We start from the raw sequence: 14,372 nt of genomic DNA, 5'->3' as shown, positions 1-14,372 counted from the left end.
CACCGGCGCGGCGCCGGACCCGCTCCGGGTCACGCGTCGCCGAACAGCACCGCCCGGCGCTCCAGCACGGCGGGCCAGACCTCCGGATTGACGAGGCGCGGCGGCGTCTCGCCGCGGAGCAGGCCGACGATCTGCTCGGCCCCCCAGGCGGCCACGTTGCGCCGTGCCTCGTGGGTGACGCCGGCGGTGTGGTAGGTCGCCACCACGGTGTCGAGCTGCAGCAGGGCCGCGTCGAGGGGCGGCGGCTCCGGCGACCAGACGTCGAGGCCCGCCCCCGCGAGGTGGCCGGCGGTCAGCGCCGCGGCGAGCGCGGCCTCGTCGTGGACGCCGCCGCGGGCGGTGGTGATGAACAGTGCCCCCGGCCTCATCGCCGCGAAGCTCTCGGCGTCGAAGCTGCCGCGGGTCGTGTCGTCGAGGGGGCAGTGCAGGGACACGATGTCGGACTCGGCGAGCAGTCGCGCCCGGTCGACCGGCTCCGCGCCGCGGGCCCGGATCTCATCGCCCGAGAGCAGGGGGTCGTGGGCGAGGACCCGCATGTCGAAGCCGCGGGCCAGCTTGGCGACCTCCCGGCCGGTATGGCCGATCCCGATCAGGCCCAGGGTCGCGCCGCCGATCTCGTGGCCCATGAGCGATTCGCGGGTGAAGCCGCGCGCGGTCCGGAGCAGCCGGTCCGAGACGCAGATCTTGCGCGAGACGGCGAGCATCAGGCCGATCGCCAGCTCGGCCACCGAGCGGGCATTGCCGCCCACTTGGTTCACCACCGCGACGCCGGCCCGGGTGCAGGCGGCGGCGTCCACCGTGTCGAAGCCCGCCCCGGCCGACGAGACCGCCAGGAGGTCGGGGCATTCGGCGAGCAGCGCGTCGGTCACGTGCCAGCGGCGCGGCAGCTCGTCCCGCGCCGGCGAGACGTGGAGGACGTGGGCCCGCGCCAGCAGCGCGGCCAGCACGTCATCCGGCCCCTGCAGGTCGCCGACCTGCAGGTCGATGTCGGGCTCGGTCCCCAAGCGCGCGTCGAAGACCGGGTTGATCCAGACGTTGAATCGGCAGACGCGCTTGCGGACCGCCACGCGGGATCAGCCCTTCACCACCGCGTCGATCGCGTCGATGACGTGGTCGATGTTGTGGGTGTTGACCGCGGCCACGCAAATCCGGCCGGTCTCCAGAGCGTAGACCTCGTGCTCCTCGCGCAGGCGGGTGGCTTCGGCGGGGCTCAGGCCCGTGTAGGAGAACATGCCCTTCTGCGCCTTGATGGCGTCGAAGCCGCGCTCGGGGTGGCGCTGCTGCAGGCTGTCGGCCATCCGCTCGCGCATGGCGCGGATCCGGTCGCGCATCTCGGCGAGCTCCCGCTCCCAGTCGGCGCGCAGCTCCGGATCGGTCAGCACGATCTCGACGATCGCCGCACCGTGGGTGTGCGGGTTCGAGTAGCTCGCCCGGACGAGGCGCTTGGCGAAGGCCTCGACCTTGCCCTTCGCGGCCGGGCTCTCGGCCACGATGGTCAGCGCGCCGACGCGCTCGCCGTAGAGCGAGAACGACTTCGAGAACGAGGAGGCGACGAGGAACTCCTGGCCGGACTCCGCGAACAGGCGCACCGGCTCGGCGTCGGCGTCGAGGCCGTTGCCGAAGCCCTGGTAGGCGATGTCGAGGAACGGGATCAGGCCGCGCTCGGCCATCAGGGGCACGAGGTCGCGCCACTCGTCGAGGCTTAGATCGGCGCCGGTCGGGTTGTGGCAGCAGGCGTGCAGCACCACGATCGAGCCCTTCGGCAGATCCTGGAGATAGGCCTTCATGGCCGGGTAATCGGCGCCGCCGGTCTCGGCCGAGAAGTAGGGGTAGTCGACCACGGTGAAGCCGGCCTGGCTGAACAGGGCCTTGTGGTTCTCCCAGCTCGGGTTGCTCACCGCCACGGTGGCGCCTGGGTAGAGTTTGGCCAGCAGGTCGGCGCCGGTCTTCAGGGCGCCGGTGCCGCCGATGCTCTGGAGTGTCGCGGCCCGGTTCTGGGACAGGATCGGCGCACCCTTGCCGAACAGCAGCTCCTGGACGGCGTCGCGGAACGGCTTCGTGCCCTCGATCGGCCGGTAGGTCTTGGGCAGGCCCTTCTCGATCCAGCGCTTCTCGGCGGTCTGCACGGCGCGCAGGCGCGGCACCTTGCCGTCCGCGTCCGTGTACACGCCGACGACGAGATTCAGCTTCTTCGGGCTCGGGTCGGCGTTGAAGGCCTCGAACAGGCGCATGATCGGGTCGAGCGGCGCGTCCTGGATGCCGGCGAACAGCGAGGTCATGATCGTCAATCGTCCCAGAGGGTCTCGGCCGGCCACGCGTGGAGAGGTGCCGGCACGCCCGGCGACGGGCCGGGCCGATGCCCTTATTCCGCACATCGCGCCCGCCCGCCAGCGCTTCCGCGCGCATCAGCGTCCCGATCCACTCAACCATCCGGCGCCGATCCGCCGCCAGCGCCCTTCCGGTGGGGGCTCCGACGGTCCTAGAGTGCCGCCATGATCCGTCGCCTCGTCCCGTTCCTCGCCCTTCTCTGGACGGCCGCCCCGGCCGTCGCGCAGGCGCCGGTGCGGATCGGGCTGTCGGCGCCGCTGACCGGTCCGGACGCCGCCTACGGCCAGGGGCTCCGGCAGGGCGCCGAGCAGGCGGTGGCCGACCTCAACCGCGCCGCGGGCGGGCGCCCGCGCTGGGTCCTCGTCCCGGCCGACGACGGCGGCGAGGCCCGGCAGGCCGCCGCGGTCGCGAAGAAGTTCGCCGCCGACAACGTGCGCCTCGTGGTCGGGCCGCTCGAATCCGGGGCGGTCGCGGCCGCGGCGCCCGTCTACGAGGAGGCGGGTGCGGTCGTGGTCGCGCCCGCGGCGGCCTACGGGCCGCTGACCGGGCGGAGCCTGTGGAACCTGTTCCGCCTCGGACCGAGCGACGCGCAGCAGGGCCGGGCTGCCGGGGCCTATCTGGCGAAGGCCTTCGCGGGGCGCCGGGTCGGGATCGTCAGCGACCGCTCGACCTTCGGCCGCGGCCTCGCCGACGCGGTGGCGGCACGGCTGAAGGAGGCCGGCACGCCGGAGGTGCTGTTCGACGGCTTCCCCCGGGGCACCCGCGACCTCGCGGACCTCGTCGCGCGGCTGAGGGCGGCGCGCCCCGACGCGGTGTATTTCGGCGGCCTCGCGCCGGAGGCCGCGACCCTGCTCCACGCCATGCGCGAGGCCGGCCTCGGCGCGACGCTGGTGGCGAGCGACGGCATCCTCGACCCGGCCTTCGCCGCCGCGGCCGGCGGGGACGGGGAGGGCACCGTCATGACCCTGGTTCCCGACCCGCCGCGCCTGCCCGAGCCGCGCGGCGCCCGCCCGGCGCCGCGGTCCCCCGAGGCGGAGAGCGTCGCGGCCGCGGCCTACGCCGCCGTGGAGCTGCTGGCGCAGGCGACCGAGCGCGCCCGCGCCGCCGACCCGAAGACCGGCCGCATCGCCGATGGCCGCAAGGTGGCGGAGGCCGTGCGGACGGGACCGTCGCGGACGCTGCTCGGATCGGTGGCCTTCGATGCGCGGGGCGACCGCTCCGGAGCGCCGGTCGCCCTGCGGATCTGGCGCCGGACCCCGGACGGGCGCCTCGACTACGCCGGCAACGACGCGGAGCCGTGAAAGCCGGCGAATCGTGTCGATGACGGAAGGTGTTCGGCCTCCGTGACTTGCGGCCGGTTCCCGCGGGGACTACATGCGGGCGGTGCTGCTGAGCTGGCGCGGGCGGTCCCCCGGATCGGATCCGCGCCCTGCGGCGTTTCCCGAGCTCGATGACAGCCGAACACGCATTGCCGGAACGCCTGCTGCCGGACGGTCCGACTGGAGAAGGTGCATGGCGAAAGAAGAATTGATGCAGTTCGATGGTCTCGTGATCGAGATCCTGCCGGATGCGCGCTACCGCGTGCAGCTCGACCAGGGCCACGAGATCGTGGCCTACACGGCCGGCAAGATGAAGAAGAACCGCATCAAGACGCTGGCCGGCGACCGGGTGACGGTCGAGATGTCGCCCTACGACCTCGAGAAGGGCCGCCTCGTGTTCCGCCACAAGGACGAGCGCTCGTCCGGACCCCGTCCGCCGGTGCGCGGCGGCCAGTTCCGCCGCCGTTGACGGCCGGGCGCGCGAGCCGGACTTCCTCGGCCGCGCCCGCCTACCTGCTGCTGACCGTCACGGCGCTCCTCTGGGCCGGCAACGCCGTCACCAGCCGCTGGGCGCCCGGTCACGTCTCGCCCCAGGTCATCACGACGCTTCGCTGGGCGGTGGCCTGCCTGGTGCTCATGCCCTTCGCCGGGCGCCGGCTCGCCGCCGCGTTGCCGCTGCTGCGGCCGCACTGGCTGCGCATCCTGCTGATGGGCGGCCTCGGCTACACGGCCTTCAACTGTCTGTTCTACGCGGCCGGCGTCCATACCGGCGCGATCAACCTCGCCCTGTTCCAGGGCGCGATCCCCGTGCTGGTGATCGTCCTGAACCGGCTCGCCTACCGGGTCCCGGTCGCGCCGGGACAGGTGCTGGGCGTGGCGCTGACCCTGGTGGGCGCCGGCCTCGCCGCCACGCACGGCGACTTCTCCGTGCTGACGAACCTCGCCTTCAACCGCGGCGACGTGCTCGTCTTCGGCGCCTGCCTGCTCTACGCGGGCTACACGATCTTCCTGCCGACGCGCCCGAAGGTGCCGGCCCTGGCGTTCTTCGCCGCGATGGCGATCGCGGCGTTCGTCACCTCGCTGCCGCCGCTCGCCGTCGAGTGGGCGACCGGCCACGCCGTCTGGCCCAACCGCGAGGGCTGGCTGATGGTGGCCTTCGTCGGCCTCGGGCCGTCGCTGCTGGCGCAGCTCTTCTTCATGCGCGGCGTCGAGATCATCGGCCCGAACCGCGCCGGCCTGTTCGTCAACCTCGTGCCGATCTTCGGCGCGATCCTCGCCGTCCTGCTGGTCGGCGAGCCGTTCGGGACGACGGAGGCCGCCGCCCTGGCCCTGGTGCTGGCCGGGATCGCCTGCGCCGAGCGCCTGAAACCGGCGCCCGTCGCGGCGGCGACTCCGGAAGCCGCCTACTCGCAGACGCGGACGCGGCGGATGTAGACGTCGCCGTAGGCATCGTAGGTCCGGCGGCGCTCGAAGTGGCAGACCGGGCCGTAATCCTCCTCGACGTAGACCGGCGGCGGGGCGCGGTAGACCGGGCGGCCCGGGTAGTAGCCGTTGTTGGCCGACGCGATGGCGCCGCCGACGGCCAGGCCGCCGAGCACGCCGAGGGCGGCCGCGCCGCCGGCGCCGATGCCGTCGCGGGCCTGGGCGGCCGGCGCGAGCGTGGCGAGGCTCCCGACGACAAGGCTCGTCGCGAGAAGGTACTTCATGACATCCCCCTGAAAGCAGGCGATTCGTGCCGATCGATCGGCACAGAGCTGCTACCACACCCGAGCTTTGGGGCGTTTGTTCGGCCGCACGTGCCGGCTTGACGTGAGGTGCTCCGCCGCACCAAACCCAGGGGCGAGCGAGAGGAGCGGCGACCGTCATGGTGACACGGGGCTTCGTCGGACGCAGGCAGCCGCCCGAGACCGGCGCGCGCCTGCCGCCGGGTCAGTATCTGACCGACGACTTCCCGATCCTCCAGATCGGTCCCAACCCGACCGTCGACATGGCGACGTGGCGGTTCACGCTGCGCGAGGGGTCCCGGCCGATCAAGGCGTGGAGCTGGGCGGAGTTCGAGGCGCTGCCCCGCACCACCTGGCACGGCGACATCCACTGCGTCACCAAGTGGTCGAAGTTCGACACGACCTGGGAGGGCGTCAGCTTCGACGACATCCTGGCCGATGCCGCGATCTCCGCGCCGACGGGCTACCTCCTGGCGGAATCCCACGACGACTACACCACGAACGTGCCGGTGGCCGACCTCGTGGGCGGCCGCGCCCTCGTGGCGACGCGCTACGAGGGTCAGCCGATTCATCCGGATCACGGCGGCCCGGCGCGGCTGTTCGTGCCGCACCTCTACTTCTGGAAGAGCGCCAAGTGGGTGAAGGGCCTCCGGTTCACCCAGACCGACACCGCCGGCTTCTGGGAGCTGCGCGGCTACCACATGTACGGGGATCCCTGGCGTGAGCAGCGCTACATCGGTGACTGAAACGGTGGCTGAAGCGGTGCCTGGCGCGGTGACGGACAGGGAAGCGGACCCGGCGATCGAGCCCATCGTCTTCCGCTGGCACGAGGCGGAGATCGCCGCGATCGCGCCGGTCACGCCGCGCGTGAAGAGCGTCCGGCTGCGCTGCGGACTCGCCGAGGCCTACCGGGCCGGGCAGCACGTCGATGTCCGGCTCACCGCGGAGGACGGCTACCAGGCGCAGCGCAGCTACTCCATCGCCTCGGCGCAGGACGGCAGCGGCACCCTGGAGCTGATGATCGAGGGCCTGCCGGACGGCGAGGTCTCGGGCTGGTTCTCGCACTGCGCCGAGGTCGGCGACCGGGTCGAACTGCGTGGGCCGATCGGCGGCTCGTTCTCCTGGGACGGACCTGACGGCGGGCCCCTGCTCCTGGGCGGCGGCGGCTCCGGCGTGGTACCGCTCCTGGCGATGCTGCGGCGGCGGGCGCAGAACTGGCGGGCGATCCCGGCGGCGCTGATCTACTCGGCCCGCACCCGCGCGGAGGCGATCGCGGTCGCCGAGCTGGAACGGCTCGCCGAGACGGACCCCAACTTCTCCCTGCATCTCGCCACGACGCGCGAGCCCGGCGGCAGGCGGATCGACGCGCCCCTCGTCGCCGACGCCCTCGCGCGGATCGGGGCACCCGGGAAGGTGTTCCTCTGCGGCTCGAACCGCTTCGTGGCCGCGGCCTCCGACCTGATCCTGGCGCAGGGCGTCGCGCCGGGTCTGATCCGGACCGAACGCTTCGGCGCCTGAAGGCGCCGCGATCTTCCGCATCGGAGGGGACGTCGGCGCGGTCGTCCCGCGAGCGGAGCGATCCGGACGGTGCCACCCTCGTCGAGGCCGCGCTGCCCTGGATCGCTTCGCTGCGCTCGCGATGACGGAGAGGGGCGCGTCCACCGAGGGTACAAACGAACAGCCTGTCAGGGGCTGAAGATCAGCACGAGGTAGACGAAGAACAGCACGAGGTGCACCGCGCCCTCCAGCACGGTGGTGCGCGAGCCCGAGAAGGTCTGCGCGCTGAGGATCAGCGTCACGGCGAGCAGGGTCATCTCGGTGGGCTTGAGGCCCAGCACCACGGTCTGGCCGGTGAGCAGCCCGATGGTCAGGATCGCCGGCACGGTGAGGCCGACCGTCGAGGTGGCCGCCCCCAGGCACAGGTTGATCGCCCGCTGGAGCTCGTTGCGGGCCACCGCCTTGAGCGCCGAGATCCCTTCCGGCGTGAACACGATGGCGGCGATCAGCACGCCGCCCAGCGCCGACGGCGCGCCGAGGGCGGCGATGCCGTGGTCGAGGATCACCGCGAGGCTCTTGGCCAGGATCACGATCGGCACGACGTTGGCGAGCAGCAGGCCGATATGCTTCGCGACGCTGCCGCCCGAGACCGGATCCGCGCCGTGCGACGGCTCCGTCGCCTCGGGGACTTCCGCGTCGATGAAGAACTCGCTGTGGCGCCCGGTCTGGATCAGCAGGAACACGCCGTAGAGGGCGAGGGTGAACACCGAGAACGTCACCGCCTGCAGGGTCGTGAGGGTCCCGTCGCTGGTAGAGCTCGTGAAGTTCGGGATGATCAGCGCGATGGTGGTGAGCGGGATGATCACCGACAGGAAGGCCGAGGCACCCTGGAGGTTGTAGCGCTGCTGGTGGTGGCGCAGGCCGCCGACGAGGAGGCCCAGCCCGACCACGCCGTTCAGCACGATCATCAGCACCGCGAACATCGTGTCGCGGCCGAGCGTCGGCGCGTCCTTGGCCGACAGCATCACGGCGGAGATCAGCGCCACCTCGATGATGACGATGGCCAGGGTCAGGACCAGGGTGCCCAGGGGCTCGCCGAGGCGGTGCGCCAGCTCCTCGGCCTCGTGCACCACGCCGAAGGCCGCCCAGACGATCACGCCGAGCAGCCACGCGAACAGGCTCCCCGCGAACAGGGGGTCCGACAGGTCTCCGAGCCAGCCCTTGCCGAACCACGCGAAGGCGAGAACCGTCGCCCAGGCTACCGCCACCCGCAGAGCTGCCATCATGATGAACGTCTACTCCGGCCGGATCGCGTCGGGGCTGCGATGTACGAGACTCGACCGTGCCTTAGCAGGTCGCAGCACCGGTGTCGGCCTCGGTGTCGGCCTCCCGGCCGCGCGGCGACCGGGTGGGGGGCCGATCGTCGGGCGTGGGATCGTCGTGAGCCGCACCCGCCGCGCCGCGGATCGAGCGCGCGCAACCGCCCCATGCTGCAACGGGAGTGGTCAGTCGGCGCGCTTGGCGCTACCTTCCAGGCACCCGAATAAAGTCCGGCGCCTGATTCCCCCGCCGCGCGATGGCGCGCTGCCGGGCGCGGCACGGCCGTTGAGAGTTCCCGAAGCTTGCCTTTCCCGACCCTGCCCGCCCCCCTCGCGCGGGCCTTGAGCGACCGCGGCTACGCCGACCCGACGCCGGTCCAGGCCGCCGTGCTGGAAGCCGCCGCCGGCTCCCGCGACCTCCTCGTCTCGGCCCAGACCGGGTCCGGCAAGACCGTGGCCTACGGCCTCGCCATGGCCAGCATGCTGATCGGGGAGGCCGACCGGCTGCCGCCCCCGGCGGCGCCCCTCGCCCTGGTGATCGCCCCGACCCGGGAACTCGCCCTGCAGGTCCAGCGCGAGCTGTCCTGGCTCTACGGCCCCGCCGGCGGCCGCGTCGCGGCCTGCGTCGGCGGCATGGATCCGCGCCGGGAGAGCCGGATGCTCGCGGAGGGAACCCACATCGTGGTGGGGACGCCGGGCCGCCTCCGCGACCACCTCGAGCGCCGCAACCTCGACCCGACGGCGCTGCGCGCCGTGGTCCTCGACGAGGCGGACGAGATGCTCGACCTCGGCTTCCGCGAGGACATCGAGTTCATCCTCTCGGCGACGCCGCCGGAGCGGGCCACGTACCTGTTCTCCGCGACCCTGCCGAAGGGCATCGAGGCCCTGGCCGAGCGCTACCAGCGCGACGCCCTGCGGCTCGCCATCAAGGGCGAGACCCGCGGACACGCCGACATCGCCTACCGGGCGGTGCGGATCATGCCGCGGGAGACCGAGCACGTGGTGCTCAACCTGCTGCGCGAGGCGGACGCCAAGACCGCGATCGTCTTCTGCAACACCCGCAACGCCGTCCGGCACCTCCAGGCCAGCCTGACCGAGCGGGGCTTCTCCGTTGTGGCGCTGTCGGGCGAGCTGGGCCAGGGCGAGCGCAACGCCGCGCTCCAGGCCCTGCGCGACGGTCGCGCCCGCGTCTGCGTCGCGACCGACGTGGCAGCCCGCGGCATCGACCTGCCGTCGCTCAGCCTCGTGATCCACGCGGACCTCCCGCACGACGCCGAGGTCATGCAGCACCGCAGCGGCCGCACCGGCCGCGCCGGCCGCAAGGGGACCTCGGTGCTGCTGATCCCCAATTCCCGGCGGCGCCGGGCCGAACAGATGTTCGCCATCGCCAAGGTGAGCCCCGAATGGTCGGGCCCGCCCTCGGCCGACGAGATCCGTCGGCTCGACGGCGAGCGCATGCTCTCCGACCCGCTCTTCGCCGAGCCGCCGGCCGAGGAGGACGTCGCGCTGGCCGAGACGCTGCTCGCCGGCAAGAGCCCGGAGGAGCTCGCCGCGCTCCTAGCACGGGTGTACCGCACCCGCCTGCCAGCGCCCGAGGAAGTCAGCGATCCGGGCGAGGGCCGCGCGCCCCGCGGCGAGCGGCCGCCCTACGACCCGATGGACCCGGAGCGGATCGCCGCCATGGGGCCGGCGGTCTGGTTCCGGCTCAACCTCGGCCGCCGCGACAACGCCGACCCGCGCCGGCTGCTGCCGATGCTGACCCGCCGGGGCGGCATCGGGCGCCAGGAGATCGGCGCCATCCGGATCTTCGACCGCGAGACCAAGTTCGAGGTGCGGGGCAACGCGGCGGCGCGCTTCGCGGAATCCTTCGCCCGCAACGGTTCGCCGGAGATCCAGGTCGAGGCGCTGGCGGGCGACGGGGCGCCGGCCGAGCGCAGGGGCCCGCCTGCCGGGCCGAAGGGGTTCGCGAGCCCGCGCGCCGGCAAGCACCAGCGGAAGGTCGAGCGCACCGGGCCCAAGGGCGACAAGGCCGGGCGCCAGACGGGCCGGGCCTGAGCGCCGGGCCGCGTGAGCCGTCCGGCCCCGTTATCGGGGCCGGCGCGGCGGATCAGAAGACGTTCTTGACGGCGTCGCCGAGGGCGTCGACGCTCTCCTTCAGCTTCCGCCCGGCTGGTGCCAGGGACGGAAGCTTGATCCCGAGCACCTCGGTGTCCTCCGCCTCGGCCGGCTCAGCCTGGGCGACGGTCGCGGTCGGGACGCCCTTCGCCTTGTCGGCGGTCCGCGTTGGCGCCGGCGTCTTGCGGGCCGCCGCCTTGGGCGCGGGCTTCTCGCTGCGCTCGGGCTTGTCGGACCGCTCGGCCTTCTGGTTCCGCTCGGCCTTCTCCGCACGCTCGGTCTTCTCGGCGCGCTCCGCCTTCTCCGCCCGCTCGGCCTTGTCCGGACGTTCGGTGCTCTCCACCACAGGCGTCGGCTTCGGTGCGGCCGGCTCGACGAGCTCGCGAGCGCGGACCGTCTCGGAGGCCCGGGGCGTCTGAAGCGCGGCCGTGCGGACCGGCACCAGCGGCGCGACTTCCCGCGCGGCCGTGACAGGCGTGACGGGAGTCGGGACCGGGATGCGCTGCGTCGGCGCGACGGGGGCCGCGGCGACCTTCGCGGGCTGCGGGGCGGGCGCGGGCGCCTTCGGGGCAGGCGTGATCGCCGCGAAGGCTTCCGGCAGCGACACCATCCTGAGCGCCGGCGTCTCCGGCTTGGCGGGCTGCGCCGGGGCGGCCGCCGCCTGGACGGAGCCCTTGATCGCGGGCAGCCCGTCCTTCAGCTCCGGCCAGTCCGCGGCCTGCCGGGACGCGACGATCTTGACGGGTGTCGGGGCCGCGAGCCCGGCCATCACCGTCGAGGCAGCGACGCCGAAGCCGACAAGCGCGCTCGCGCCGGCCACGCCGAACAGCACGACCTTGAGATTCAGCGACGGCCCGGGCTTGGCCGGCGACATCCGGTCGGGCCGGGTCTCGGACGGGTCGAGGTTGAGATCGATCATAGGCCGGGGTCCCTGACACGATACACGCCGCGCGCGACCGGGCTCCCCTTCACCGGCCGCCACACCCCGAGGATTCGAAGGTGGTTCGACTCTCGTGGCGATAGAGGAGCTGCAATACGGCGCAATGATGTCGGTCCGAATTGCCTGCCCAGCCAGTCCTGGCGCGGCTATCCACAAGATTACGCCGTGCCGCTTAAGATTCGGTGTTCGGGCCGTCGGCGCCGGCGCGGGCGGTGCGGCCCGAGCGCGTTCGGGCCGGCAGCCCGCGCGCCGCCCGCCGCGGGCACGATGGACTTCGCCGGCGCGGTCGCTATGCGTCACCGCGTGGATACCCGCCCGAACCTGCCCCCGCGTTCCGAGACGGCCGCCGCGCCGGACGGTCCCCGGCTCCGCCGCTGGCCCTGGTCGGCGTGGTCCACCCGCGCGCGGCTCGTCGCGGTGGTCCTGCTCATCGACGCCTTCGCGGCCGTGATTTCCTGCGCGGTCATCGTGCTGAACGCCCGGTCGGCGGTGCGCGTCGAGACCCGCGCGTCACTCGCCACCGTCGAGTCTCTGGTGGCCGACACGATCCGCCTGTCGGACACGGCCGCGCCCGACACGCTGCTCCAGACCCTCGACCTGCGCTTCAAGGTCCTGCGACACGTCCGGGTCGCGGTGCTCGACGCGGACGGCGACCAGGTCGGCCGGCCGCTGCCGCCCCCGCGCGCCGACCGGGAGGCGCCGCACTGGTTCGCCGACCTGATCATGCCGCCGATCGAGCGCCACGTCCTGCCGATCGTCGTCAACGGGCATCGGCTCGGCACGGCGCAGATCACCACGCAGCCGATGGACGAGATCGACGAGATCTGGGGCTACGCCCGGGCGCTCTCGCTCACCACTTTGGCGATCAACGCCGCGATGCTGATCGCCCTCTACATCGCGCTGGGCCGGATCCTCGCGCCGCTGCGGCGGCTCGGCGCCGGCCTGACCCAGCTGGAGCATCACGACTACACCGCCCGCCTGGAGCCGCCCGGCGCGCGGGAGCTGGCGGTGATCGCCGAGCGGTTCAACAAGGTCGCCGAGGCCCTGGGCGAGGTCCGGGCCGCCAACGGCCGCCTCAACCGCCAACTCCTGACCGCGCAGGACGACGAGCGCCGCCGGACGGCCCTGGAGCTGCACGACGAGTTCGGCCCGTGCCTGTTCGCCCTGGAGGCGAACGCGGCCTCGATCGGCCGCATCGCCTCCGGTGCGGCCGAGCCGAGCCGCGAGAAGCTCGCCGCCCGGGCGGCCGAGATCAGCGCCATCGTCGGGCAGGTCCAGACCGTCAACCGGGAACTCCTGAACCGCCTGCGACCGCACGGCCTCGGGCAGGCGCCCCTGGCGACCTGCCTCGACCTGCTCCTGCGCGGCTTCGGGCAGCGCCATCCCGGCATCACCTTCGCGGGCCGGTTCGACGGGCTGGCCCGGGGCTACGGCGACCTCGTGGACCTCACGGTGTTCCGCTGCGTGCAGGAGAGCGCGACCAACGCCGTGCGGCACGGCGCCGCGACCCGGGTAGAGGCGGAGGCGGCCGAGACCGGCGGCCGGATCGACCTCACCATCCGCGACAACGGCACCGGCATCCCGCCGGAACACGGCACCGGCCTCGGTCTGTCGGGGATGCGCGAGCGTGTGGAGGCCCTCGACGGCACCTTCGCCCTTGACAATGCCGGCCCCGGGGCGATCGTCCGGATCACGATCCCCGTTCCGCCTGACCGGGGCGACGAGAACAACACCGCGCCGAGCGCATGAACGCCATCGCATCCCAGATCGACGCCGCCGCCACCCGCCTGCCGGTCCTCGTCATCGATGATCACCCCATCGTCCTGCAGGGCTGTCGACGGGTGCTGGAGGATTCCGGGGTCGAGACCATCGCGGAGGCGACGACCGTCGTCGGCGGCTACCGGATCTTCCACCGGCTCCGCCCGCCGGTCGTAATCTGCGACCTGACCTTCCAGGGCAGCGGCATGGCCGGGCTCGGCCTGATCCGGCGCATCCGGGCGGTCGCACCCGAGACGCGCATCCTGGTCTTCAGCATGCACAACGACCCGGTGATCGTCGCCCGCGCCCTCGAGGCGGGGGCCCTCGGCTACGTCCTCAAGGACCACGCCTCGGCCGAGCTGTTCGAGGCCTTCGCCAAGGTCCGCGTCGGCGAGGTCTACCTCGACCGGCGCCTGGCGACCGAGGTGGCGATGCTGCGCGCCGATGCCCGCCGCGCGCCGGAATCGCAGCTAACCCCCCGCGAGCAGCAGATCCTGGCGCGCCTCGCGCAGGGGCGCTCCTACGGGGCCATCGCGGCCGACCTGTCGGTGAGCTACAAGACCGTGACCAACGCCTGCTCGCAGATGCGCCAGAAGCTCGGCGTGCGCACCCTCGCCGAGCTGATCCACGTCGCCGTCACCCACGCGCAGCGGCAGGGCTAGGCCGTGGCGTCCCCCGGACTGGCGGGCGCCCTGGGCGCCTTCTCCCAGGAGGCCTGGGCGCGCAACGCCGCGGCCTACGAGACCATCCGGTCGATGCCGTTCAACGCCGAGCTCGCCGCCGGCACGCTGCCGCAGGACCGGTTCCGGCACTACATCGTGCAGGACGCGCACTACCTGATCGGCTTCGGCCGGGCGCTGAGCCTCGCCGCCGCGAAGGCGCCGGATCCGGACACGATCGTGCAGTTCTCCCGCGCCGCGCAGGAGGCGATCGTCGTCGAGCGCGCCCTCCACGGCGGCTTCTTCCGCGACTACGGCATCGGGCCGGAGACCTTCGCGGCGACGCCGCTGACGCCGGCCTGCGACCACTACGTCTGCTACCTCGTGGCCACCGCCTACGCCGAGCCCTACGCGGTGCTCTGCGCGGCCCTGTTGCCCTGCTTCTGGATCTACAAGGCGGTCGGCGACGATATCTTCGCCCGCGCGGCGCCCGACAACCCGTACCGCGCCTGGATCGACACCTACGCGGGCGACGAGTTCGCCGCGGCGGTCGCGGCCATGATCGCCGCCACCGACCGCGCGGCGCTGGACGCGTCGGAGGGCGAGCGCGCGCGGATGCACCGGGCCTTCACGCAGGCCACCCGGCTCGAGTGGCAGTTCTGGGACAGCGCCTACCGCGACGCGGCCTGGACCCTGTGAGCCGCCCGGCGCGC

General features: G+C 73.1%; 14 protein-coding genes. 9 read left to right on the top strand and 5 right to left on the bottom strand.

What is annotated here, in order from left to right; all coding sequences use genetic code 11:
- Positions 1 to 29: 29 nt before the first annotated feature.
- Both ME121_RS03455 and ME121_RS03450 read right to left on the bottom strand, forming a co-directional pair.
- Positions 30 to 1,067 carry a hydroxyacid dehydrogenase gene (locus tag ME121_RS03455; protein ID WP_059408355.1) on the bottom strand — a complete coding sequence of 346 codons (1,038 nt, stop codon included), beginning with the start codon at positions 1,065 to 1,067 and terminating at the stop codon, positions 30 to 32.
- 6 nt (positions 1,068 to 1,073) lie between these two features.
- Positions 1,074 to 2,279, bottom strand: coding sequence for an amino acid aminotransferase (locus ME121_RS03450; protein ID WP_059408373.1), 1,206 nt, complete (start codon positions 2,277 to 2,279; stop codon positions 1,074 to 1,076).
- Between the two features lie 213 nt (positions 2,280 to 2,492).
- On the opposite strand from ME121_RS03450, the gene ME121_RS03445 reads away from it, so the two are divergent.
- The 3 genes from ME121_RS03445 (at position 2,493) to ME121_RS03435 (ending at position 5,081) form a co-directional block, all read left to right on the top strand.
- Complete coding sequence (locus ME121_RS03445; RefSeq protein ID WP_059408354.1) at positions 2,493 to 3,629, top strand: branched-chain amino acid ABC transporter substrate-binding protein; 1,137 nt, start codon at positions 2,493 to 2,495, stop codon at positions 3,627 to 3,629.
- 211 nt (positions 3,630 to 3,840) lie between these two features.
- Positions 3,841 to 4,116 carry a translation initiation factor IF-1 gene (gene infA, locus ME121_RS03440; RefSeq protein WP_012320343.1) on the top strand — a complete coding sequence of 92 codons (276 nt, stop codon included), beginning with the start codon at positions 3,841 to 3,843 and terminating at the stop codon, positions 4,114 to 4,116.
- Positions 4,113 to 5,081, top strand: coding sequence for a DMT family transporter (locus tag ME121_RS03435; protein ID WP_012320342.1), 969 nt, complete (start codon positions 4,113 to 4,115; stop codon positions 5,079 to 5,081). Before infA ends, ME121_RS03435 begins: the two co-directional genes overlap by 4 nt.
- Here the strand turns inward: ME121_RS03435 and ME121_RS03430 are convergent.
- On the bottom strand, positions 5,051 to 5,353 hold the full coding sequence (locus ME121_RS03430; protein ID WP_012320341.1) for a hypothetical protein: 303 nt from the start codon (positions 5,351 to 5,353) through the stop codon (positions 5,051 to 5,053). The two genes, ME121_RS03435 and ME121_RS03430, sit on opposite strands and share 31 nt — an antisense overlap.
- 158 nt (positions 5,354 to 5,511) lie before the next feature.
- Between ME121_RS03430 and ME121_RS03425 the strand changes: the two genes are divergently transcribed.
- Complete coding sequence (locus ME121_RS03425) at positions 5,512 to 6,117, top strand: sulfite oxidase-like oxidoreductase (protein ID WP_059408353.1); 606 nt, start codon at positions 5,512 to 5,514, stop codon at positions 6,115 to 6,117.
- 28 nt (positions 6,118 to 6,145) lie between these two features.
- Entirely contained in the window at positions 6,146 to 6,889 is a 744-nt protein-coding gene (locus tag ME121_RS03420) for an FAD-binding oxidoreductase (protein WP_179239965.1), read from the top strand.
- Positions 6,890 to 7,056: 167 nt separating this feature from the next.
- Here the strand turns inward: ME121_RS03420 and ME121_RS03415 are convergent, their stop codons facing one another.
- A complete protein-coding gene (locus tag ME121_RS03415) occupies positions 7,057 to 8,154 on the bottom strand; it encodes a calcium:cation antiporter (protein ID WP_059408352.1) in 1,098 nt (365 codons plus the stop codon).
- A gap of 336 nt (positions 8,155 to 8,490) precedes the next feature.
- Here ME121_RS03415 and ME121_RS03410 point away from each other — a divergent pair, with 336 nt between their 5' ends.
- Positions 8,491 to 10,242, top strand: a complete 1,752-nt coding sequence (locus ME121_RS03410) for a DEAD/DEAH box helicase (RefSeq protein WP_012320337.1) — start codon at positions 8,491 to 8,493, stop codon at positions 10,240 to 10,242.
- A gap of 52 nt (positions 10,243 to 10,294) precedes the next feature.
- Here the strand turns inward: ME121_RS03410 and ME121_RS03405 are convergent, their stop codons facing one another.
- Entirely contained in the window at positions 10,295 to 11,221 is a 927-nt protein-coding gene (locus ME121_RS03405; protein ID WP_024829337.1) for a hypothetical protein, read from the bottom strand.
- 288 nt (positions 11,222 to 11,509) lie between these two features.
- On the opposite strand from ME121_RS03405, the gene ME121_RS03400 reads away from it, so the two are divergent.
- From ME121_RS03400 to tenA, 3 genes are read left to right on the top strand one after another with little or no spacing between them, the layout of a single operon-like run.
- On the top strand, positions 11,510 to 12,991 hold the full coding sequence (locus tag ME121_RS03400) for an ATP-binding protein (RefSeq protein ID WP_029359211.1): 1,482 nt from the start codon (positions 11,510 to 11,512) through the stop codon (positions 12,989 to 12,991).
- Complete coding sequence (locus ME121_RS03395; protein WP_012320334.1) at positions 12,988 to 13,662, top strand: response regulator; 675 nt, start codon at positions 12,988 to 12,990, stop codon at positions 13,660 to 13,662. The genes ME121_RS03400 and ME121_RS03395 overlap by 4 nt, the downstream gene beginning before the upstream one ends.
- Before the next feature lie 3 nt (positions 13,663 to 13,665).
- Positions 13,666 to 14,358, top strand: coding sequence for a thiaminase II (gene tenA / locus ME121_RS03390; RefSeq protein ID WP_012320333.1), 693 nt, complete (start codon positions 13,666 to 13,668; stop codon positions 14,356 to 14,358).
- Positions 14,359 to 14,372 lie beyond the last annotated feature (14 nt).

It is taken from the genome of Methylobacterium sp. ME121, assembly GCF_000974725.1.
GTDB classification, from domain to species: Bacteria; Pseudomonadota; Alphaproteobacteria; order Rhizobiales; family Beijerinckiaceae; genus Methylobacterium; species Methylobacterium radiotolerans.
The sequence above is the reverse complement of the archived record's forward strand: the minus strand, read 5'-3'. Positions and strand labels throughout refer to the sequence as shown.

Bases quoted from the DNA above. Each gene is read 5' to 3' on its own strand.
- ME121_RS03405 (WP_024829337.1), bottom strand. From the start codon at position 11,221: ATGATCGATCTCAACCTCGACCCGTCCGAGACCCGGCCCGACCGGATG.
- ME121_RS03415 (WP_059408352.1), bottom strand. From the start codon at position 8,154: ATGATGGCAGCTCTGCGGGTGGCGGTAGCCTGGGCGACGGTTCTCGCC.
- ME121_RS03395 (WP_012320334.1), top strand. From the start codon at position 12,988: ATGAACGCCATCGCATCCCAGATCGACGCCGCCGCCACCCGCCTGCCG.
- ME121_RS03430 (WP_012320341.1), bottom strand. From the start codon at position 5,353: ATGAAGTACCTTCTCGCGACGAGCCTTGTCGTCGGGAGCCTCGCCACG.
- ME121_RS03450 (WP_059408373.1), bottom strand. From the start codon at position 2,279: ATGACCTCGCTGTTCGCCGGCATCCAGGACGCGCCGCTCGACCCGATC.
- ME121_RS03445 (WP_059408354.1), top strand. From the start codon at position 2,493: ATGATCCGTCGCCTCGTCCCGTTCCTCGCCCTTCTCTGGACGGCCGCC.
- infA (WP_012320343.1), top strand. From the start codon at position 3,841: ATGGCGAAAGAAGAATTGATGCAGTTCGATGGTCTCGTGATCGAGATC.
- ME121_RS03400 (WP_029359211.1), top strand. From the start codon at position 11,510: ATGGACTTCGCCGGCGCGGTCGCTATGCGTCACCGCGTGGATACCCGC.
- ME121_RS03425 (WP_059408353.1), top strand. From the start codon at position 5,512: ATGGTGACACGGGGCTTCGTCGGACGCAGGCAGCCGCCCGAGACCGGC.